Here is a 21688-nt window from a genome sequence, read left to right as displayed (position 1 = left end):
TGTCCGCCGTTTTTTATGTATTTCAGATTAGTGGTCTTATATATTCTTCTAGTGTTGTTCACTTGTAATAATAATACGTGAGTTCGACGACTTCGGAACAAATCCAGCTGTGTGTCAATCGTTCTCGTAACATGGATACAAGGTTTCTTAAGAAAATAGCAATATGAGGCATTTGCATCCAAAAGGTTGAAAATTAAATTATCAAAACTCCTGTGCTTGGAAGCGAAGATCACTATTCGCAAAGCTTAGAAAAGTAATATGTTCGACCTGCGCCATATTCTTGAGTTCGCCATTGACAGATTCGATAATGGCCCGTATCTTGAGAAGTGTTTGCTTGAGAATGACATCAATGCTCCTTTAATGTTGCTTTTCAACTTGGTTATAAGTTGTATACCATCCACGAACAATCTCTCAAAAAGATTATTGCTGATGTATTCCTTGTCTCCGACAAGCTTTCCATGGATGAATTCCATAAAAGCTTTGTATTCAAGATGTTTACGGTAATCCACATTTCCGGGGATAATCATGAAATTCAGAAGTTCTCCATGTTCGTTGTATATCAGGTGCAGCATGAATCCGGAGAACCAACCCATGGGGCATTTACCACTTTGTGTTATTCCTTTGAACGTCTTATGAATATGTGTCTTTTGATTCTTGCATATTCGTAAAGGAGTGCTGTCTATGAAGAATATACTGGTATATTTGCCACAAAGCACCTTTTTGATGAACGGTGTCAACGGGATGACTACTTCTTTCTCTAATTCTACAAAGCGGTTATATGAGACAATCTTTGGAAAAATATGGCGCATATCCTTGTATATCTTTTTCTGATAGAAATGCTTAAGACAACGATAGCCCGAATCATGGAAAAGTATAATAATAAGCATGATTTCCGCCTTAAATAAGGTTGAGACACGGTGATATTTGCGCTTTTTAGCAGATTTAAGCGTCTATTTTGTCGTTATGACATCAAAAAACTTGCAAAAATCATCTGCCATATAAAATAATTCTATAACTTTGCTCTCGGTAATCATAGTGATTATTGTTTGTAAATCTTTGTAATTCAGCACTATAAGATTACAACAATTTTTGCTAATCACCAAATTCACAAGAACTTATAATTCGTCGAATTCACGTTAAATATGACGGCAATGACAAGAGTAGAAGCAGAAAAAAGATTGAAGACTATATTCGGAATAGAACATTTCTATGACGAACAGTGGAACGCTATTGACAGGATACTCTGTGGAGAACGTATCCTTATGATTGAGCGTACAGGATTTGGCAAGTCTTTATGCTACCAGTTCCCGGCAACTCAGTTTTCTGGGATAACTGTAATATTTTCTCCATTGATTGCTTTAATGCGTGATCAAGTACGTAGTTTGAATGAAAAAGGAATATCAGCAGCATATATTAATTCTGAACAGTCGCAGGAAGATAATACACTTGTTATAGAAAAAGCATTAAAAGGAGAAATTAAAATACTTTACATCGCTCCCGAAAGACAGGAAAATCAGGAGTGGATTGAAGCTACAAAAAACATGAACCTTTCAATGGTTGTCATTGATGAAGCTCATACTATTTCTACATGGGGACATGATTTTCGCCCGGCTTTCAGAAGAATAATTAATTTGATACAGTTGCTTCCGAAAAATCTTCCGGTATTGGCAACTACTGCTACCGCAACAAAGAGGGTTCAGAAAGATATAGAGGAGCAAATCGGTGGTCGTCTTACAACCATCAGAGGGAGCCTTTCAAGGAAGAACCTCTATCTTCAGGTGATAAGAGTAAACTCTGAAGATGAGAAAATGATTTGGCTTGCATCAAATTTGGGGAATCTAGATGGAACAGGATTGTTATATACAGGTACCAGAGTTGATACAGAAGTATATGCGCATTGGTTGCGGTATTGTGGTATCGATGCCATTGATTATAATGCTGGCTATGACGCTGACACACGTAAGGAAATAGAAAAGGGTTTGATGGAAAACAGATGGAAATGCATAGTCTCTACTAATGCTTTGGGTATGGGTATTGACAAGCCTGATATACGTTTTATCATTCATACTCAGATTCCAGCTTCACCAATACATTATTATCAGGAGATAGGAAGGGCAGGAAGAGATGGATTACCTACAAGGATTATCTTATTTTTTAATGAAAATAAAGGTAAGGAAGATGAACTTCCAGCTGATTATTCATTGCCATATTCATTTATAGAAAGTTCACGTCCAGGGATAAAAAAATATGAAAGGGTAATAGATTTGCTAAAACAAGAACCTCTTTCGGAAAGAGAGATTATGAAGAAGGCAAATCTTAAACAAAATCAGATAAGAGTAATTAAAGCAGATCTTGTTGATCAGGGAATTATTAAGGAAGTTCTGTATGGAACAAAGCAGAAAAAGTATGAATATCAGTATAATGCTAATGAACTTGATGTTTCTAAGTTTGAGGAATTACGAAAGGCTAAAATTAAGGATTTAGATTCTATGGTGGATTATGTCTATACAGATATGCCAAGAATGGAATATTTGTGTAAATTCCTTAATAGCGACGAAGATAGTAAATATACTAATTGTGACAATACGAATATTGAAAAGTTGGAAGTGGAAAATGATGTAGAAATATCTGCAAATTTAGAAGAATTCAGAGACTCCTATTTCCCAAAACTTGAATTGGCCAGTCATACTCTGAAATCTAGAACAGGATTGAAGATTAGAATGCCATATCCCAATGCGGTAGAAGTATTGAGGAATAATGACGTCGTGGGTGAATATATTAATAAAATTAATTATAGTGAATTCAGTGAGGAAGAAGCGTGTGTTTTACGTGATTTGTTAGAAAAACATCTGCATAACGCGTCGAGACTGACTGATGGGTATGCTGCATCTTATTATGGGGTGTCTAATGTAGGAGCAGCTCTGCATAGATCGAAATATGAAGGAGGTGGCGATTTCCCTGATTTCTTATTAAAAAAGACTCTTTCTGTTTTTGGCAAGAAATATAGAGAAATAAAATTCGATCTCGTATTATATGTTCCGCCGACACATTCCGGTGACCTTGTGAAGAACTTTGCGATAAAGTTTGCAAATACTATAAAAGTTCCAATTTCTCATAGCTTAATTAAAACAAGAGAAACAGAGGAACAGAAAATATTTCAGAATTCGTATGGTAAACAAGATAATGTGAAAGATGCTTTTACGATAGAATCTGAGTTGGTAAGAGGTAAAACAATTCTTCTTATAGATGATATTTATGATAGTGGCGCTACATTGAAAGAGATAGGAATAACATTGACAGAAAAAGGCGCCAAATGGATTGTTCCAATAGTAATAGCAAAAACAGTAGGAGGTACGTTATGACAAATCAGGAATTGACATATTGGGTTACTTTGGCACTTATGCCGAAAATATGGACCAGAAGGAAAAATGAAATATATGTAAAATGTTTTAAGCATAATCCTCGAATATCGGTAATTGATTTATTTGAGAACAGATTATGTTGGGATGAATTATTCTTGACGGACGAAGAAAAAGAACTTTTCAGTGCAGCTTATAAACAATTGCCAAACAATTCATTTATTGTAGAAGACATGTTGTCACAAGGATATGAAATCTTGCCCATTCATTGTGATGAATATCCTAAAATATTAAAAAAGAATCTTGGTAAAGCTGCTCCAACTGTAATATTTACTAAGGGTAACAAGGAACTTCTCAATGAATCATCTATGGCAATAGTAGGCTCCAGAAATGCAGACAAAATATCATTACAGTTTACTGATAATGTGGCAAAACGTATTTCTGCTTCAAATGGAGTTGTTGTGAGCGGATTTGCAAAAGGAGTTGACAGACAGGCTCTTGACTCGGCACTCGCAGCGGGCGGTAAAAGTATAATTGTTCTTCCACAGGGAATCATGACGTTTGCATCTGGATTCAAACAGTATTATAAACATATCATTCAGGGACATGTTCTTGTTATGAGTTCGTTTGCTCCTAAAGCACCATGGAGTAAAGAGTTTGCTATGGCAAGAAATCCTATTATATATGGTATGGCTTCGCATATTTATGTGGCACAGAGTGATGATAAAGGAGGAACATGGTCTGGTGTATTGGACGGGTTAAGGAAAAACAGATCCATTTATGTGCGTTGGCCTGAGACGGGAGAAAAGAATGCTAATGTACAGCTTGTTCAAAAAGGGGCTGTGGCTGTAGATATAAATGGTAATACTATCAAACTTGATGCGGAAAAACTGAAAACAGAGGAGCAGAAAAAAACAGAAATACTGAATGATAAGATTGTAAAAATATTGTCATCAGTAGAGTATTGTTCTTCTAAAGATATTCTTATTCGACTTAATATAGGCTGGTCTGATGCAAAGATGAAAAAATTTCTTGAGACTATGTCGCAGGTTGAAAAGAATAAAATAAAGAATAGAGTGTATTACAGTTTAAAAAATAGTAAGTCTAAAAATCTGACTCTTGATTTTGAATAAGATTTTTGTGGCAATAAATACATTGGTATTAAAGACTGTTATAAGTCATTCGTTTGCGATAAAAAACTCGGCCACTTTTGCATCAAAAGTGGCCCATTTACGGGTCGTAAACGATAGGTTAATGATTTGAAACATATATGCATCGTTTTGCTTAATATCCGTGTTGAATTAATTGGGAATTGTGCGGGATGTTAAGTAAAACGGCCCATTTTCCTTTCAGATTTTTGCCCTTTTTAAAGTCAAAGCCTTTTTGACCTCCACGGATTCTGATTTTTATTTATATTATGTTTGTGCACCTCGTCATGATGTCGCAGATAATGCCGTTGTTTATACTTTTGCGCGTGTTTTATATCTGTTATCAAAAAAAACGGGTTTCTGTATCAAAAATTATGGTTTATTGTTGGCAGCTTTAGAAAAAATGCTTATCTTTGTAAAAAGCTACTTGGCTTAAATGTAATAAAATGAAAAACCTGCATATATGACAAAATGTGGCCAACACCGGATCAGCCTACCAGTGATGTTCATCGTTTTGTAGAGGTGATAACCATAAGCCTCTGTGCAGAAAGCACCACATTAAGCAGCATTGGCTTTGTTGCCTGATGAAGGTGCTGTGGAATACAAAAACTTAAAAAGATAGCAATATGGGATAAGGAAGTGTTTTTGAGTAATGCGAAACAGTAATTATGGCGTCGATGTATAAAAGTTTATCAGTTAAAACTTATCGACCATGAAAGGCAATATTTTTATCAGTAAGCTGCTGTTGGCGGTGCTTGTTTCCATGCAGGCTTTCGGCTGCATTTATGCACAGGACAGCGGATTTAAATTGAAAGGCCGTATATGCGAGAAAGACGGCAAATCGGGCATTGGATATGCCACAGTGAAAGTATATAATGACACCGACAGCGCGTCGGTGTATCGCGGAGTGGCCGACGAGGCCGGAGCGTTCAGCATAGGCAGCGTGGCAGCCGGCAGCTATCGTGTGGCTGTTACATGTGTAGGCTATGAGGATTATGCCGCACGCGTAAATGTAGGTGCTGACACCGACATGGGCACGATAACGTTAAGCGAAGACAAGAACATGCTTGACGGAGTGACGGTTATGGCCGACTACTCGAAAGTGAAACCTACGGGCGACGTTGTCGTCAAGGTGAAAGGCAATCCTATGGCCAAGGGCAAGACCCTGATCAACTTTATGCGCTATCTGCGCGACCTGGATGTTACAAACAACAGTATAAGTGTGCGCGGCAGAGAAAACACCCTTATATATGTAGACGACCGTAAAGTGAGCTTCGAGCAGCTCAAGTCTATCCCACCGTCAATGATCGACCGCATAGAGATAATACCTCATGCCGACGCGTCTTACGGAGTGAATGCCACGGGAGGCGTAGTGAAGGTGTATCTGCGCAGCGAGGGCGGACTGCTCGGTTCGGTGTCGCTGTATGGCGAGGCCGACTATTATTCGCCGGTAAGGTTTTCTCTGGGATTTAATCTTCTTTACTCTAAAGGAAAGATAAGCATCGGAAACTTCTTTAACTCGCGCCCTTATGAGCGTTACAGGCCGGAATATTCAGAGACAAGCATATATGAAGGCGTGAAGGACGAAACGCATATAAAGGGCGTCAACTACGGCAGGTCGCTTGATGAGAATCTTTCGTTCAGATACTCGTTCAACAAGTTCGACCGCATCGACGTTTATGGCGGAGTGGGCGTCGGCAGCGGCGACAGCCGTCAGACCAGCATCGGCAGCGATTCGGAAACGAAGATGAACACCGACAACAATCATAGAGACTATAACGCCGGACTGCAGTTTCAGAAAGGTCTGTCGGACGACGGGCGAAGCTATTTCATGCTGAAGACCGAATATAACAAGAGTTTCGAAAATACCGACAACCGCTATGTGGTAGACATCACGTCTGACAAGGCACACAGCAAGTATAACCTCGACGGCGTTTCGGTTGAGCCTTATGTTTCGGTCGGTCTGACAAAGAGGTCGACGCTTTCGGCCGGATTTAATTATTATTATCTTATAGACCGGCATCAGAACAGGGGCACAGAGACTCTAGGCTATGTTTCGGACATGCACTTTGTCAATAAGGGACACGACTGCGCTGCGTGGGCAAGCTATGGCATCACTATAGGCAAGCTGTTCATGAGGGCTGCGCTGAACTATATATGGGGCGAGCAGATATATAAAGACTATCTTGCTCCTGAAAACAATGTCAGAAATATAGAGAGAGGCTTGTTCCCGACTTTTGTCCTGCAGTGGGACATAAATCGGGAGAAAAGGCGCTTCCTCAATATAGGCTATTTCCGCTATTACTCTTATCCCAACTATAATTACCGTTCGCCGGAGGTGGTATGGCAGAACAGCAAACTTTACAGCGTGGGTAATCCGTCGCTGAAGATGCAGACGTACAACCAGCTGCAGGTATATTTCTCGCTGAACAGGTCGTGGTCGGCAGATTATCTTATGAATTTCGGCAACGACTTGGTTAAGGTGCTGATGCAGCCTGACGGAAGCCGCCCGGGCGTATATTTTACGCGCCCTGAGAATGCTGGCGACAGGATGTATCACAAGCTAAGGCTTACATATTCGGGCCGTCTTTTCGGCTTCTGGTACAGCCGCAACACTCTCGGGGCAGTGTATATGCAGGAGAAGATGCCGGGACGAAAGGTGTGCAACGCCAACATCTCGTTCAGTACTGACAACGATTTCACTCTGTACAAGGGAATAGGCCTTACCATGGCAATGAGTGCTACGAGCAAGACCGAAACGCTGAGCTATGAGAACAACGCGACATATACGATAGACTTCGGTGCCTATGCTTCGCTGCTGAAAGACAAGCTGTCGCTTAACTTTGTATGGGGCAACGTGTTCTACAACAAGAATAAGATGAAAATGTATGGTGACGGATGGGAGGTTACGCGCCTGACGCTGCACTCGAGAACGCGCCTTATGCTTACGGCAACATGGAATTTCAGTCTTGGCGCTAAGATAAAGAAGACCAGTCTGCCTACTTCTGACGGCATGCACAGGCAGACGCCTACGTTGTGATTCCGCCGGGCTTAAGTCATGTAGGGCTTATAATAAACAGCAACCTTACAGTCTTGATATTAACACAAAGAATGTGCCGGCAAACTTATGCCGGCACATTCTTTGTATTTATTGTATGAGATGTTTTTATCTTATTTTTGGCAAGGACAGATGAGACTTGATATGGTCTGATGATGACGGACTGAACTGACGTTTATCTCTTTCCCTTGAAAAACTCCTGCATGAGGGTTCTGCATTCCTCCTCAAGCACGCCTGCAGTAACTTCGGCTTTAGGGTGAAGAGCCTTTGGAGCGTAGATGTGAAATCCGCGCTTGTCGTCGCTTGCGCCGTAAACCACTCGCTTTATCTGTGCCCAGCCGATGGCTCCGGCGCACATGGGGCACGGTTCAACGGTTACGTAGAGCGTGCAGTCGGTGAGATACTTGCCGCCCATGAAGTTCTCGGCAGCTGTTATGGCCTGCATTTCGGCGTGTGCAGTTACGTCGCACAGCGTTTCTGTAAGGTTGTGGGCACGCGAAACTATGCGGTCTTTACACACGATGACGGCTCCTATAGGTATTTCGCCGGCCTCTCCTGCCGCCTCGGCTTCCGCCAGAGCCTTGCGCATAAACTGTTCGTCCTTCTTCTGTTGTGTCTCCTGCTTGTTGTCTTCGTGGTTGTTAAAGCCGTTGTTTGTCATATCTTTGTTTTTGTGCAAAAATACAACATTTCGCAATAACAGCCTTTGGTGTATAGCAGAAAAGTTGTATTTTTGCATTACAGCCGCGGCATTGCAGTTGCTGAAGATGTTGCTGCACGGCGGCTCAACATTTCAAAACAACATGAAAAACTCATGGCAGAGCATAACAATATAGGCCGTTGGGGCGAGCAGAAGGCAGCCGAATATCTTGAGCAGCACGGCTTCAGGATAATATGGCGCGACTGGCGCGACGGCCACCGTGACATCGACATTGTGGCAATCGACGCTGACTGTCTGGTGGTTGTTGAGGTGAAGACCAGGCGCAATGCCGACTTTATGGCGCCCGAACAGGCTGTCGACGCCCGAAAGATACGCAACCTAAGTCTGGCTGCGGCAAAGTTTGTCAGGGCCAACAACATTGAGATGCCCGTGCGCTTCGACATCGTGTCGGTTACGGGCGTGCCCGGAGGGCCGTGCGAGATTAACCATATTGAGGATGCTTTCTTACCCCTGTCTTATTGAAAAATGGAAGATATAAAGATAATAAAGGTTGACGAAACCAGCTCGACAAATGTTCTTATGCGCGAATACTCCGGCGAAGAAGGCCGGCTTATGACCGTGGGCGTTGCCGCCTTTCAGTCGGCAGGGCGCGGTCAGGGCGAAAACAAGTGGGAGAGTGAGCGCGGCAAGAACCTTACGTTCAGCATAAAGGTTTATCCCGTGGCGGTGCCGGTTATGCGCCAGTATGTCATGCTCGAGGCCGAGTCGTTGGCCATACGTGACGCTCTTGCCGGATATGTCGACGACATCACGATAAAATGGCCGAACGACATCTACTGGCGTGACAAGAAAATCAGTGGCACTCTCTCTGAATGTACTATCAGTGGAAGCCACGTAGGCAGCTGTATTCTCGGCACAGGCATCAATCTCAATCAGCGTGAGTTTGTGAGCGATGCGCCAAATCCGGTATCGTTGTCTCAGATATTGGGCCGCGACATTGACGCCGATGAGGTGCTCGGTGTGCTTCTCCGCCGTTTCGAGGTTTATCTCGGCATGGTCAATGAGGGCCGTTATGACGAGGTGGCGTCGCTTTATTCTGCCGCTCTCTATCGCCGCAGCGGCCGTCATGCCTATAAGGATGCCGGCGGCGACTTCATGGCGGAGCTTGAATGTATCGAGCCTGACGGCCATCTTGTTCTTCGGCGCAGTGACGGCAGCCTGAGCAGATATGCGTTTAAGGAGGTGAAGTATGTTTTATAATGAAGTAGTTAAAGTAGTTAGAAGTAGTTAAAGGAGTTAAAGTCATATGCATTGTTGACAAAAACATTACTGGTAGAATAGAAAATATTATTTTTAATGCAGCATCAATTTTTAATTATACAAATATTGCTGACTGCACAGAATAAAGATATTGTCACAAAGCACATACAGCAACAAAGCATATGACTTTAACTCCTTTAACTACTTCTAACTCCTTTAACTCCTAAACGATAAATAATTAATGACTAAATAATTATGGCAAAGTACAAAAGAATTTTATTGAAACTTAGTGGCGAAAGCCTGATGGGAAAACAGAACTTCGGCATCGACCCGGAGCGTCTCGGCGACTATGCGCGCCAGATAAAGGAAGTGCACGAGATGGGCGTGCAGATTGGTATCGTTATCGGAGGCGGCAACATCTTCCGCGGACTCAGCGGTGCCGGCAAGGGCTTCGACCGCGTTAAGGGCGACCAGATGGGTATGTGTGCAACGGTTATCAACTCGCTCGCATTAAGCTCTGCTCTCGGTGCTGTAGGCGTAAAGACAAAGGTGATGACGGCTATACGCATGGAGCCGATAGGTGAGTTCTACAGCAAGTGGAAGGCCATCGAGGCTATGGAGGCAGGATATGTGTGCATATTCTCTGCCGGAACAGGTTCTCCTTACTTCACAACCGACACAGGCTCGTCGCTCCGCGGTATTGAGATTGAGGCCGACGTTATGCTCAAGGGTACACGCGTTGACGGCATCTACACTGCTGACCCGGAGAAAGATCCTACTGCAGTGAAGTTTAAGGACATCACTTACGACGAGATTTATACACGCGGACTGAAGGTGATGGACCTTACTGCCACAACAATGTGCAAGGAGAACAACCTGCCTATCTATGTGTTCAACATGGACGTTGTGGGCAACCTGAAGAAGGTTATGGACGGCGAGGAGATTGGTACGCTGGTTCACAACTGATAGCATCATAAATGCACAAGCCGCTTACGCTGCTGTCTTATTTGCATTTTTTTCTGTACGGCAGACAGCACGATGCGTAGGCGGGCACATCCGTTGAAATTGAGGATGTATCTTCATTAATATAAAAAAGAAACCGTTGCCTCTTTGCGCATAAATGTCTGTGCTTGAGGCAACGGCTTCTTCTTTTTTTTATGTCTTAAAGGGCTTACATGTCGAGAGTAATGCCCTTGTTGTCAATCTTCTTATATTCTTTTCCGTTCACTGTTACGTTTGCAGAGTTACGTGCGCTGAAGGTCTTTCCCTTCGACTTGACGTTGATGTCCTGCAGCTTAACGCCGTCAGTGTTGTTGATTACGATACCCTCTTTGGCGTTGTTTACCTCGAGGTCGGTTATCGTTATGTTCTTCACCGGCATCTCGGGCAGTCCGTTGAAGTAGGCTGCACGGCGTGCTGTGCGGCATATTACATGGTTGATGTTGATGTCGCGGAAGCAAGGTGTTGTCTCGTCTACCTTTATCTTCTTCACGTTCTGCTGTTTTGCCTCGTCGCCGTCGGCAAGAGCCTCTACTGCCGACTTGCCTCCGTAGTAGAGGTCGAAGGTTATTGCGTCTGTCTGGATGTCGAACATTGAGATGTTGTTGATGTAGATGTTCTCAACCACGCCGCCGCGTCCGCGTGTGCTCTTGAAGCGCAGGCCCACGTCAGTGCCGAGGAACTGGCAATCGGAAACATAAATGTTCTTCACGCCGCCGCTCATCTCGCTGCCTACAACAAAGCCGCCATGGCCCTTGAACACGGTACAGCCGTTAATCAGTACGTTCTCGCAGGGTATTCCGCGCTTGCGTCCGTCGGCGTCCTTACCGCTCTTGATGCAGATGCCGTCGTCGCCAACGTCGAATGTAGAGTTAACTACCAGCGCGTTCTTGCACGACTCAAGGTCGAGTCCGTCGCCGTTCTGTGCAAATGCCGGGTTTCTTACCTGCACATCCTCTATCAGCACATTCTCGCACATCAGCGGATGAATGTTCCATGAAGGAGAGTTCTGGAAGATTACGCCGTTGAGCCATACGTTCTTGCAGCCCACGAGGTTTACCATCACGGGGCGCAGGAAGTGCCTGATGCTATGCCATTCGGCGTCGCTCAGATTACCCTTGGGCACGTTCATGTTGCTCATTGAGTCGCCTTTAAGCGCACCTTCAGAAGGGAACCAGAACTTAGGATTCTTGAATGCTCCGCCGCGTGAAGTAAACTCTTTCCATTGCTTGTCGGTAACCTTCTCGCGTTTCACCGGGCGCCAGTATTCTCCGTTGCCGTCTATCACTCCGGCTCCGGTTATCGCCACGTTTACAAGGTTGTGCCCCGATATGGGCGACTGGCAGCGGCGTGTGTTCAGTCCTTCGAACGACGCATCTATAAGCGGATAGAGGTCGATGTCGGGCGAGAACAATATCACTGCACCCTTGTTGAGGTGAAGGTTGATGTTGCTCTTGAGAGTTATAGGACCGGTGAACCAAACACCCTGCGGCACAACGAGCTTGCCGCCGCCCTTTTTCTCAAGTGCCTCAATGGCCTTGGCAAAAGCATCGGTACAGAGCGAAGATCCGTCGCCTTTAGCTCCGAAGTCTTTCAGGTTAACCTCGTTGTCGGGAAACACGGGGGCTGTAACCTGTTCCATCTTGAAGGGCAGATTCTCATACAGACAGCTGTATTTGTCTGTGCCGGTGGCGCTTGCACCAAGTGTAAGCAGGCATGCGCACACCAAAAAGAAGATTTTTCTCATTTATTTTTATTGGTTTAAGTTAGTAGATTCATGTAGTTTTATTATTGCCGGGACGGCCGCAGGAGCTATTTCTCCTCTTCATAGTCGACATATTCTCCTTCGTTTTTCGAGAATATCTTGCGGTTCATCTCGTCGGGCGTGCGCCGGTCGATAATTATTTCGTCGTCGCCTGATGTCTGTCGGTACTGCTGCCGGCCCTGTCCGTTGCCGTTGTCCTGGCCCCTGAAGCCCTTAAACTGTTTCTTCACACTGTGGAAAGTGCGGTATATCTTGTAGGCAACCACGCCTACGACGATGAATATTCCGAGCAGTATTATGAATAAGAAGTTTAATAAAGCAGCAATCATTATTTGTTCTTTGAATTAAGATAAACCGATAATATTACATACCATGCGATTATTATGGCGAAGGCAGAGATGCCGAAGATGATGAGCAGCGGCACGCAGGTTATAAGGAAAATGTATTTAACCTCGTTGCCTTTCCATCCCCATTGCTTAAACTTAAGGGCAAACATCGGAATCTCGCTCACCAGCACATAGCTGCAAAGGAAAATAAGCAATATTACGGCCGGCACCATCCACGGCGACGACTCGAGCACGTCGGCAGCTCCCACGATGAGCGAGCCCCAGAACAGGGCGTTGGCCGGCGTGGGCATGCCTATGAACGATGTGGTCTGACGCTCGTCAAGATTAAACTTGGCAAGGCGCAGCGCCGAGAACGCAGCCATGACGAAGGCCACGAAGGGCAGCACCGGGCGCAGCGGCTCGAGAAACGACGGATAGTCCATCACGCCGAGCTGATAGAACACCATCGTGGCCGGCGCCATGCCGAACGTGATGTCGTCGGCAAGCGAGTCGAGCTCCTTTCCGATGGGAGACGACACCTTTAGCAGGCGTGCGCTCATGCCGTCGAAGAAGTCGAACACGGCACCCAGGATGATGAACGTCAGCGCCATCTTGGGCTGTCCGCCGAAGGCGTAAGCCGTGGCTATGCAGCCCGAGATAAGGTTGCAGCACGTGATAGTGTTCGGAATATTTCTTACTATGATGTTTGCCATAACGTAGCGTAGTTATCGGCCGTGTACTTTCATTCGCAGAAAGGGCGGCTGTTATGTTTATTTAAGCCGTGCAATAATCGTGCGGTTGCCTGTTGTAGCCTGTCCCATCTTCACGCAAACCTCAGTTCCGAGTGGCAGATACACGTCAACGCGCGAACCGAACTTGATAAATCCGAGATGCTCGTCGATGTAGCAGTCTTCTTCAGGCTTGGCGTAGGTTACGATGCGTCGTGCCACCGCACCTGCTATCTGGCGGCACAGCACTTCGGTGCCTTCGGGAGTCTCGAGCATCACGTCGGCGTGCTCGTTCTCCTCGCTGGCCTTTGGCAGCCATGCCTTGTGGTAGTTGCCGTTCTGATGATGAACGAATTTCACTTTGCCGTCAACCGGGAACCAGTTGGCGTGAACGTTGAACAAGCTCATAAAGATGCTTATCATGAGACGTTTGTCGTGAAAGTACTCATCTTCAAAAACCTCCTCGATAACCACCACTTTTCCGTCTGCCGGAGCCACTACCACCTTCTCGGTCTCGCCGTCGAAGTAGCGCTTGGGGCATCTGAAGAAGTTTACCACTATGGAATAGATTACGCCGAAGACGACGACAAAGCTCCAGAACGGAATTTTGTTGTCGACATAGAACCACAGAATCAAGGCTATGGCCACAAACGCAGTCAGTCCGTAGACCAGCGTGTCAGTGCCCTCTCGATGAAGTCTTACATTCTTAAGTTTCTTTATTCTTTTTCCCATAGTAAAGTTTGAAGTGGAAAATTATTTGCAAAGGTACGCCTTTTTTGTGTAATTGGCAAATTTTTTGCATTATTCTTTAATAAATACACATTGTCCGGCAGCTGCGGCTTAATCGGCTGATAGTTCGATTTTTATTGTTTGCTCTGCTGTCCTGTTGCGGTTTTCGTTCTCGTTTGCTCCTTCTGCGGGTGTCCTGCTGAAGCGGCCGGGGCATGTCCTTGTTTCAGCTTTCGTGTGTCATGCCTTTTATGCTTGATGTCAGGTGTCGCCGATGTGTAATGTGATGCTGCGCGGATTCACATTGTCGCAATATTCGCCGTGTTGCCTTACATTCTGATTTTGCCTGACGCTCTCATTCTGAAGTATTTGAAAATAAAAATAATTCGGACGGAAATATGGGCTGAAATCGTGTGCAAACATAAATGCGTTGATGTCAGAGTGTTGTATGGTTATGGCGGTCTGTGTGCATAAAATTTAGCCTGAAAACGGCTGAAATACCATGAAATTCGGGTTAAAACGGCTGCAAACCATAATGCCGGACGAGGCTTTTCAGCTTATAAAAGCTGCCCTTTCGCTGTGTAAGAGCATGCTTTTCGGTGAATTGTCTGCCGCTTTACGGTCTTTCGGGCATGTTTTTATGCCTCGGCGTTTCTATTTCGTCTGAAAATCCAGACATAATCATGATGACACAATGCAATGATAATGGCCGGTTTGCCTGTCAAAGTAACATCTCCGTAAACGCTCGTGGCTGCTGCCGTGCGTGTGTCCGTGCGGTTGTCAGGGCGTGTGCATGCATGTCGTATAAACATAAAAAACAATCTGCATAAGATAATTTTCACATTATTATTTTGGCTGTTTCAGTTTTTCAGAATAACTTTGACGCTCTAAAAGCGCAAATGTAGTTTATGCAAGATTTCGTCCATTTACACGTACATACTTATTACTCCATTCTTGACGGACAGTCGAGCGTGCAGAAACTTGTAGACAAGGCTGTGGCCGACGGCATGAAGGGCATGGCCATAACCGACCACGGCAACATGTTCGGCATAAAGGAGTTTTACAACTACTGCAAGAAAGTCAACGGCAAGCTGAAGGCCGAGGGCAAGGAGCCTTTCAAGCCCATATTCGGCTGCGAGATGTATGTGGCACGCCGTACAAAGGACGACAAGGAGAAAGAGAAGGGCGACATGGGAGGATACCACCTCATAGTGCTTGCAAAAAACTACAACGGATACAAGAACCTTATTAAGTTGGTTTCGCGCGCGTGGGTAGACGGCTATTATATGCGTCCGCGTACCGACCGCGCCGATCTTGAGAAGTATCACGAAGACCTCATCGTCTGTTCGGCATGTATAGCCGGCGAGGTGCCCGCAAAGATTCTCAAGGGCGACATGGAGGGGGCACGCGAGGCCATAGAGTGGTATCACCGCGTGTTCGGCGACGACTATTATCTCGAGCTTCAGCGCCACAGAGTCACCAATCCGCATCAGCGCGCCAACCGCGAGACTTATCCGCTGCAGGTGCGCGCCAACAAGGCTCTGATGGAGCTGGCGGAGGAGTATGGCATAAAGACCGTATGCACAAACGACGCCCACTTCGTTGACGAAGAGAACGCCGAGGCCCACGACCATCTGCTCTGTCTGTCTACGGGCAAGGACCTCGACGACCCTAACCGTATGCTCTATTCAAAGCAGGAGTGGTTTAAGACGCGCGAGGAGATGAACGCCGTGTTCAGCGATGTGCCCGAGGCACTTAGCAACACGCTCGAGATACTCGACAAGGTTGAGACCTACAGCATTGACCATGCACCTATCATGCCGTTCTTCCCCATACCTGAAGAGTTTGGTACGGAGGAGGACGTGCGCCGAAAATATTCAGAGAAACAGCTCTACGATGAGTTCACTACCGACGAGAACGGTGAAAATCCGCTGCCGCCCGAAGAAGGCGAACAGAAGATAAAGCGCCTCGGCGGCTACGAAAAGCTGTACCGCATAAAGTTTGAGGCCGACTATCTGGCCAAGCTTGCCTACGACGGAGCAAAGCGCCTGTATGGCGACCCGCTGCCCGAGGAGGTGGCAGAGCGAGTGAAGTTTGAGCTGCACATTATGAAGACGATGGGTTTCCCCGGTTACTTCCTTATCGTGCAGGACTTCATCAACTCGGCGCGCGACGAGCTCGGAGTGATGGTTGGCCCGGGACGTGGTTCAGCCGCCGGTTCGGTTGTTGCCTACTGTCTGGGTATTACGAAGATAGACCCTATTAAATACGACCTTCTGTTTGAGCGTTTCCTCAACCCCGACCGTATATCGTTGCCCGATATCGATACCGACTTCGATGACGACGGACGCGGAAAGGTGCTCGAATGGGTGGAAGACAAATACGGACACGACAAGGTGGCGCACATCATCACCTACGGCACCATGGCCACAAAGAACTCCATTAAGGACGTGGCGCGCGTGGAGAAGCTGCCGCTCGACGTGTCTAACCACTTGTGCAAGGCCATCCCTGACCGTCTGCCCGACGGCCTGAAGATGAACCTGCCCAACGCCATTAAGTGCGTGCCCGAGCTGCGCGAGGCTGAGGCAAGTCCCGACCCGCAGCTCAGCAATACGATAAAATATGCAAAGATGCTTGAGGGCACCGTGCGCGGAACGGGTATACACGCCTGCGGAACCATCATCTGCCGCGACGCCATCAGCGACTGGGTGCCCGTCAGCACGGCCGAAGACAAGTCGGACCCGGGCCACAAGCTCCTTGCCACACAATACGACGGACACGTCATCGAGGAGACCGGACTGATAAAGATGGACTTCCTCGGACTCAGCACTTTGTCCATACTTAAGGAGGCTGTAGAGAACATACGCTTCACGCAAGGCATAGAGGTAGACCTCGACAACATACCTATCGACGACGAGCTTACCTATAAGCTCTATCAGGAAGGCCGCACCGTGGGCACATTCCAGTTTGAGTCGGCCGGCATGCAGAAGTATCTGCGCGAGCTTAAGCCTACCGTATTTGAGGACCTCATAGCCATGAACGCCCTCTATCGCCCCGGACCTATGGACTACATCCCCTCGTTCATTGCCCGAAAGAACGGCAAGGAGGAGATAAAGTATGATATTCCCTGCATGGAGAAATATCTGAAGGACACTTACGGCATCACGGTGTATCAGGAGCAGGTCATGCTTCTGTCGCGTCAGCTTGCCAACTTCACCCGAGGCGAGAGCGACGCTCTGCGTAAGGCCATGGGTAAGAAGAAGAAGGACATCGTCGACGCCATGAAGCCTAAGTTTATCGAGGGCGGAAAGAAAAACGGACACGACCCGAAGGTGCTCGAGAAGATATGGGCCGACTGGGAGAAGTTTGCTTCTTACGCCTTCAACAAGAGTCACGCCACGTGCTATTCGTGGGTGGCTTATCAGACGGCCTATCTCAAGGCCCACTATCCGGCAGAATTCATGGCAGGCAACATGAGCCGATGCCTTAACGACATAACGAAGATAACCAAGCTGATGAACGAATGTCAGGCTATGGGCATAGCCTGCATGGGTCCTGACGTTAACGAGAGCCGCCAGAAGTTCAGCGCCAACAAGAAAGGCGAGGTGCGCTTCGGCCTCGGAGCCATCAAGGGCATGGGCGACGCCGCTGCTCAGGCCATCATCGACGAGCGCGAGAAGAACGGACAGTATAAAGACATATTCGACTTTGTGCAGCGCGTCAATCTCTCGGCCGTTAACAGCAAGGCGCTCGAGAGCCTTGTGCTCAGCGGAGCGTTCGACGGCTTTAAGATCAAGCGCGAGAGTTTCTTTGCGCGCAATCCTGACGGCCGCACGTTCCTCGAAACCCTTATGCGCTACGGACAGGTGTATCAGCAGGAGAAAAACGAGTCGCGTCAGTCTCTGTTCGGAGCGATGGAAGAAGTGGAGATTGCCACTCCCGCCATACCTCAGGCTGAGTCGTGGAGCGCCATAGAGAAGCTTAACCGCGAGCGCGACCTCGTGGGCATATACCTCTCGGCACATCCGCTCGACGAGTTTGAGTTTATCCTCAAGAACCTTTGCAACACCCAGTGCCAGGAGCTCAACGACCGCATCGAGCTGTCAAAGAAGCAGGAGGTGGTGCTGGGAGGCATCGTCACGGCCGTTAGAAGCAAATACACCAAGACCGGCAAGCCGTGCGGCTTTGTCACCATTGAAGACTTCGACGGCTCGGGCGAACTTGCCCTGTTCGGCGAGGAGTGGGGTAAGTGGCGCGGAATGCTTATCGAAGGCTGCACGGTCATGGTCAAGGCACAGTTTGTGCAGCGCTTCCGCAACAGCGACATGATGGAGATGCGTATAACCGACATACAGTATCTGCAGACCGTAAAGGACACACAGATAGAGAAGATAACCATATCGCTTGAGGCTGACAAGCTGGACGACACCACCGTGTCTGACCTTGTTACGATAATAAAAGACGCGCCGGGCACCACGCAGTTGTTCTTCCAGGTGCGCGAGACGAGCAACAGCAAGCCCTTTGTGCTGCGCAGCCGCAAGGAGAAGATAGACATCAGCAAGGAACTGATATCCTTTATTAAAGGATGCGAGGCGCTCGACTATAAAATAAACTGACAAATATGATTGCCCGCCACGATGTGTGACAATTGGCCGCAAAGGCTCTGTCAGAGAAAATATGGCATAATGTTTGTTGGCAAAACAGTAGAAGACAAAACCTAATTATTAACATAATAAATTACAAAAGAAAGATGGAAAAAATTACAACAGAGAACTTTGAGAGTCTGAAGAATGGCGCACTGCCTTTAGTAGTTGATTTCTGGGCTACATGGTGTGGTCCTTGCCGTGCCATCGCACCTATCGTTGAGGAGCTGGCTAACGAGTACGAAGGCAAGATTGTTGTTGGTAAATGCGACGTAGAGGAGAACGACGACATCGCCATGGAGTTTGGCATCCGCAACATTCCTACAATACTGTTCATCAAGAACGGTGAGGTTGTAGACAAGTTTGTAGGTGCAACAACAAAGGCAAAATTGCAGGAGAAGTTTGAGTCTCTGCTGTAATAACACGCCTGAAGATATTTTTTAGTGCGGAGCGGCTTTAATGTTATTAATGCCGCTCCGCATTTTTTGTATGTCATAGCATGGTTGTATGCATGGCACGTGCAGGTGGCGGCGCTTTGTGATTTTGTGTTTTTCTGAAAAAAAACAACCGCGGCATGCAGTATTTTCGTCCTTTTTATATCATATATAAAGGGCACCTGCGGCGCCCGGTACGTAGATATGGAAACAGAAGAACTTGTCAGAAGATGTAAGGATGGTGACAGAGGCGCCTTGGCGCTTCTGTATCAGACCTATTCCGGCAGGTTATTCAGGCTTTGCGCAGATATCGTTAAAGACAAAGACGCAGCCCGGGACCTGCTCCACGACGGCTTTATCATAATATTCTCGTCGATAGGCTCGCTGCGCAGTCCTGCCCGCCTTGAGGTATGGATGAGCAGGGTGATGGCCAATCTTGCCGTGAAATATCTCAACGACAGAAAGAACCGGCCTGTGGCCGGAGCTGTGGCAGACGTGCCGGTTGAGGCTGAAGAAGGGCAGGGCGGGTGCGACATTCCGTTTGATGAGCTTATGCGCATGATCGACATGCTGCCCGAGGGCTACCGCAACGTGTTCCGCCTGTCGGTGCTCGAAGGCCTGTCGCACGACGAGATAGCCCGTATGCTAGGCATCAGGCCGCGCACGTCGTCTTCACAGTTGCTCAGGGCACGTGTCAGTTTGCAGAAGATGATAACGGCCTACAGGGCCCGCCTCGTTCTGCTGTTGGCCGCAGTGGCCGTTTCGGTAGTGACGTTATTGCTCCGGCAGCCGTTCAGACGGACAACCGGAGTTGACGTGGCGTCTGTCGGAACAGCCTGCCATGCAGCCGGTGGCAGCTGCGCAGGCCCCGTGGCAGATATGCATGCCGCACCGTCGGCAGAGGGAAATGTCGTGCGGAGGCTCCATGCCGAAGACTCTCTTGGCGCAGGGCTTTGTCTGTCTTGTCCTGCCGACACCTTGCGTGCTGATGCCCTTGCCGAAAGTGTTGACGCCCTGTGCCGCATTGCCGGCAGCGGATCGGCCGTAGCCGTTGAGCCGTCGCTTGTCATGGCAGATGTGGCTCCTGCCGACACTTCATGTGTTAATGTCACAACAAAGAGCCATGACGGCTGGCTGCTCGGATTCAGTTCGATGATGGAAAGGGCGTCGGACGTGATAATGCCGCGCATAATCGAGGTTATAGAACATGCTGTAGGCTCGGGCACGAGGGTGGAGATTGAAACCTGGGAGCAGCTCGTACATTATCTCACTTATGATGTCGGCGAGAGTCTTGACCCGATAGAGCGCGACGTTCTTCTGCGCATAGCGCTTATGAACAGTGGCAAGATTGTTACGCACAAGAACTATGAAAAGCCGCTGCAGCTGGGGCTCAACTTCAACCGGCGTCTGTCTGACAGATGGAGCCTTGACATGGGACTGCGCGTTACACGGCACACCACCAACATGCTTACAGGCAGTTCTGACACGACAAACATCAGCGAGCGTCAGCGCATATTCTATGTCGGCATGCCCGTAAATGCCACTTACACGTTTATGAGGCGCGGCCGTATGTCTGCCTATCTGACTGCCGGCATGGCTATTGACGTTCCGTTCAGTGCAAAGTCAGACAAGCTTTACAACATCGACGGCAAGACAGAGTTCAGCAGGTCTGTTAGCCTTGGCTTCACCGGACTACAGTGGTCTGTGGGTGCTGGCGTCGGCATGGCTTATGAGATTGCGCCGCATCTCGAACTGTTCTTCAGTCCGCGTATAACGTGGTATATCCCTAACGGCAGCAAGGCCGAAACCCAGTGGACCGGCAAGCCCCTGCAGCTATCCCTGCCTTTCGGTATCCGCATCAGTTACTAAGCGCTGTCGGCTTTGAATAAAAAGTTTTTTAAAAAAAACTCGTCACTCATCACATTCCGGTATAACACGCTGACAAACAATATATTATGGTGTGACGAGTTGAAAATCCAACTCGTCACATCCGTTACATCTAGTCATATGAATATGTCGTTGTCCTTATTCCGGTTGACTTCAGACAGGCAATTTCCTGATTAAAGTTGACTCTGATAAGACTTATTACTGCCATCGGTTAACTTAAATACCCAAGTTTTCATCATATACAGCCCTGTAGGGACACACGCCAGGTGTGTCCAACTCACGCATTATCGAAAAAAACTCCGCAATATATAATCAGGCATAAATATCTGTTATATTGTCAGTTACATTATAACGTCGACAAATCTTTGGGACAGCAATAAATCCGCATTATTCATCAAAATGATGTTACAGACTATAAAGTTTACACGTAATCGGGCTGTGGACGCACCTGGGGTACGCCCCTACGTTTACTATCAACAAGACTAATGACTTTAACTCCTGGCTCACCCTAGTGAGCGATAACTCCTTTAACTACTATAACTCCTAAAAAGAATCTACTTTAATTCCTAAAAAATGTCTTACCCTGAAAAAAGTTGACTCATAAATAAAATAATTATGAGGAAAAATAAATCACAAAAGGGTCAATATCTTCAAAAAGTGATAGATCTTCGCTCTTCAGGTGTAAGTTTTT

Annotated in this window: 14 protein-coding genes and 1 pseudogene; 9 read left to right on the top strand and 6 right to left on the bottom strand. The window is 47.0% G+C overall.

Features of this window, described 5'->3' with window-relative positions; genetic code table 11:
- Positions 1–95 precede the first annotated feature (95 nt).
- Positions 96–1034 (bottom strand): annotated as a pseudogene (locus tag EJL04_RS15250) (IS982 family transposase); the annotation flags it as partial.
- Between the two features lie 117 nt (positions 1035–1151).
- Here EJL04_RS15250 and EJL04_RS15240 point away from each other — a divergent pair.
- The 3 genes from EJL04_RS15240 (at position 1152) to EJL04_RS15230 (ending at position 7547) form a co-directional block, all read left to right on the top strand.
- Complete coding sequence (locus EJL04_RS15240; protein ID WP_206429395.1) at positions 1152–3362, top strand: RecQ family ATP-dependent DNA helicase; 2211 nt, start codon at positions 1152–1154, stop codon at positions 3360–3362.
- Positions 3359–4492 (top strand): DNA-processing protein DprA, encoded by a 1134-nt coding sequence (locus EJL04_RS15235; RefSeq protein ID WP_164511800.1) that lies wholly within the window; start codon positions 3359–3361, stop codon positions 4490–4492. The genes EJL04_RS15240 and EJL04_RS15235 overlap by 4 nt, the downstream gene beginning before the upstream one ends.
- 727 nt (positions 4493–5219) lie before the next feature.
- On the top strand, positions 5220–7547 hold the full coding sequence (locus EJL04_RS15230) for an outer membrane beta-barrel protein (RefSeq protein ID WP_125105562.1): 2328 nt from the start codon (positions 5220–5222) through the stop codon (positions 7545–7547).
- A 193-nt stretch (positions 7548–7740) separates the two neighbouring features.
- Here the strand turns inward: EJL04_RS15230 and EJL04_RS15225 are convergent, their stop codons facing one another.
- Complete coding sequence (locus EJL04_RS15225; protein ID WP_125105561.1) at positions 7741–8226, bottom strand: nucleoside deaminase; 486 nt, start codon at positions 8224–8226, stop codon at positions 7741–7743.
- Positions 8227–8379: 153 nt separating this feature from the next.
- On the opposite strand from EJL04_RS15225, the gene EJL04_RS15220 reads away from it, so the two are divergent.
- The 3 genes from EJL04_RS15220 (at position 8380) to pyrH (ending at position 10452) form a co-directional block, all read left to right on the top strand.
- Positions 8380–8748 (top strand): YraN family protein, encoded by a 369-nt coding sequence (locus EJL04_RS15220; protein ID WP_053397507.1) that lies wholly within the window; start codon positions 8380–8382, stop codon positions 8746–8748.
- A gap of 3 nt (positions 8749–8751) precedes the next feature.
- Positions 8752–9486 carry a biotin--[acetyl-CoA-carboxylase] ligase gene (locus tag EJL04_RS15215; RefSeq protein ID WP_125105560.1) on the top strand — a complete coding sequence of 245 codons (735 nt, stop codon included), beginning with the start codon at positions 8752–8754 and terminating at the stop codon, positions 9484–9486.
- 255 nt (positions 9487–9741) lie between these two features.
- The gene (pyrH, locus tag EJL04_RS15210) at positions 9742–10452 is read left to right on the top strand and encodes a UMP kinase (protein ID WP_021855137.1); all 711 of its coding nucleotides are present in this window, start codon (positions 9742–9744) and stop codon (positions 10450–10452) included.
- Positions 10453–10657: 205 nt separating this feature from the next.
- Here the strand turns inward: pyrH and EJL04_RS15205 are convergent, their stop codons facing one another.
- The 4 genes from EJL04_RS15205 to EJL04_RS15190 form a co-directional block, all read right to left on the bottom strand.
- On the bottom strand, positions 10658–12232 hold the full coding sequence (locus EJL04_RS15205; protein ID WP_021855136.1) for a glycoside hydrolase family 28 protein: 1575 nt from the start codon (positions 12230–12232) through the stop codon (positions 10658–10660).
- A gap of 65 nt (positions 12233–12297) precedes the next feature.
- Positions 12298–12579, bottom strand: a complete 282-nt coding sequence (locus EJL04_RS15200; RefSeq protein WP_053397376.1) for a DUF4834 family protein — start codon at positions 12577–12579, stop codon at positions 12298–12300.
- The gene (pssA, locus tag EJL04_RS15195; RefSeq protein WP_021855134.1) at positions 12579–13289 is read right to left on the bottom strand and encodes a CDP-diacylglycerol--serine O-phosphatidyltransferase; all 711 of its coding nucleotides are present in this window, start codon (positions 13287–13289) and stop codon (positions 12579–12581) included. Before pssA ends, EJL04_RS15200 begins: the two co-directional genes overlap by 1 nt.
- A 57-nt stretch (positions 13290–13346) precedes the next feature.
- Positions 13347–14036 (bottom strand): phosphatidylserine decarboxylase family protein, encoded by a 690-nt coding sequence (locus tag EJL04_RS15190; RefSeq protein WP_021855133.1) that lies wholly within the window; start codon positions 14034–14036, stop codon positions 13347–13349.
- Positions 14037–14941: 905 nt separating this feature from the next.
- On the opposite strand from EJL04_RS15190, the gene dnaE reads away from it, so the two are divergent.
- The 3 genes from dnaE to EJL04_RS15175 all read left to right on the top strand — a co-directional run bounded on the left by dnaE (position 14942) and on the right by EJL04_RS15175 (position 20979).
- Positions 14942–18649 (top strand): DNA polymerase III subunit alpha, encoded by a 3708-nt coding sequence (dnaE, locus tag EJL04_RS15185; protein ID WP_021855130.1) that lies wholly within the window; start codon positions 14942–14944, stop codon positions 18647–18649.
- A 134-nt stretch (positions 18650–18783) separates the two neighbouring features.
- Positions 18784–19095, top strand: coding sequence for a thioredoxin (trxA, locus tag EJL04_RS15180; RefSeq protein ID WP_021855129.1), 312 nt, complete (start codon positions 18784–18786; stop codon positions 19093–19095).
- 219 nt (positions 19096–19314) lie between these two features.
- Entirely contained in the window at positions 19315–20979 is a 1665-nt protein-coding gene (locus tag EJL04_RS15175; protein WP_125105559.1) for a sigma-70 family RNA polymerase sigma factor, read from the top strand.
- The last annotated feature ends 709 nt before the right edge of the window (positions 20980–21688 follow it).

This window comes from Prevotella marseillensis (assembly GCF_900625065.1).
In the GTDB taxonomy this organism is placed as follows: domain Bacteria; phylum Bacteroidota; class Bacteroidia; order Bacteroidales; family Bacteroidaceae; genus Prevotella; species Prevotella rara.
Note: the sequence above shows the minus strand (reverse complement) of the source record. Positions and strands in the feature narration are given on the sequence as shown.

Bases quoted from the DNA above. Each gene is read 5' to 3' on its own strand.
- EJL04_RS15230 (WP_125105562.1), top strand. From the start codon at position 5,220: ATGAAAGGCAATATTTTTATCAGTAAGCTGCTGTTGGCGGTGCTTGTT.
- EJL04_RS15220 (WP_053397507.1), top strand. From the start codon at position 8,380: ATGGCAGAGCATAACAATATAGGCCGTTGGGGCGAGCAGAAGGCAGCC.
- EJL04_RS15215 (WP_125105560.1), top strand. From the start codon at position 8,752: ATGGAAGATATAAAGATAATAAAGGTTGACGAAACCAGCTCGACAAAT.
- EJL04_RS15190 (WP_021855133.1), bottom strand. From the start codon at position 14,036: ATGGGAAAAAGAATAAAGAAACTTAAGAATGTAAGACTTCATCGAGAG.
- EJL04_RS15200 (WP_053397376.1), bottom strand. From the start codon at position 12,579: ATGATTGCTGCTTTATTAAACTTCTTATTCATAATACTGCTCGGAATA.
- EJL04_RS15240 (WP_206429395.1), top strand. From the start codon at position 1,152: ATGACAAGAGTAGAAGCAGAAAAAAGATTGAAGACTATATTCGGAATA.
- dnaE (WP_021855130.1), top strand. From the start codon at position 14,942: ATGCAAGATTTCGTCCATTTACACGTACATACTTATTACTCCATTCTT.
- pyrH (WP_021855137.1), top strand. From the start codon at position 9,742: ATGGCAAAGTACAAAAGAATTTTATTGAAACTTAGTGGCGAAAGCCTG.
- pssA (WP_021855134.1), bottom strand. From the start codon at position 13,289: ATGGCAAACATCATAGTAAGAAATATTCCGAACACTATCACGTGCTGC.
- trxA (WP_021855129.1), top strand. From the start codon at position 18,784: ATGGAAAAAATTACAACAGAGAACTTTGAGAGTCTGAAGAATGGCGCA.
- EJL04_RS15225 (WP_125105561.1), bottom strand. From the start codon at position 8,226: ATGACAAACAACGGCTTTAACAACCACGAAGACAACAAGCAGGAGACA.
- EJL04_RS15205 (WP_021855136.1), bottom strand. From the start codon at position 12,232: ATGAGAAAAATCTTCTTTTTGGTGTGCGCATGCCTGCTTACACTTGGT.
- EJL04_RS15175 (WP_125105559.1), top strand. From the start codon at position 19,315: ATGGAAACAGAAGAACTTGTCAGAAGATGTAAGGATGGTGACAGAGGC.
- EJL04_RS15235 (WP_164511800.1), top strand. From the start codon at position 3,359: ATGACAAATCAGGAATTGACATATTGGGTTACTTTGGCACTTATGCCG.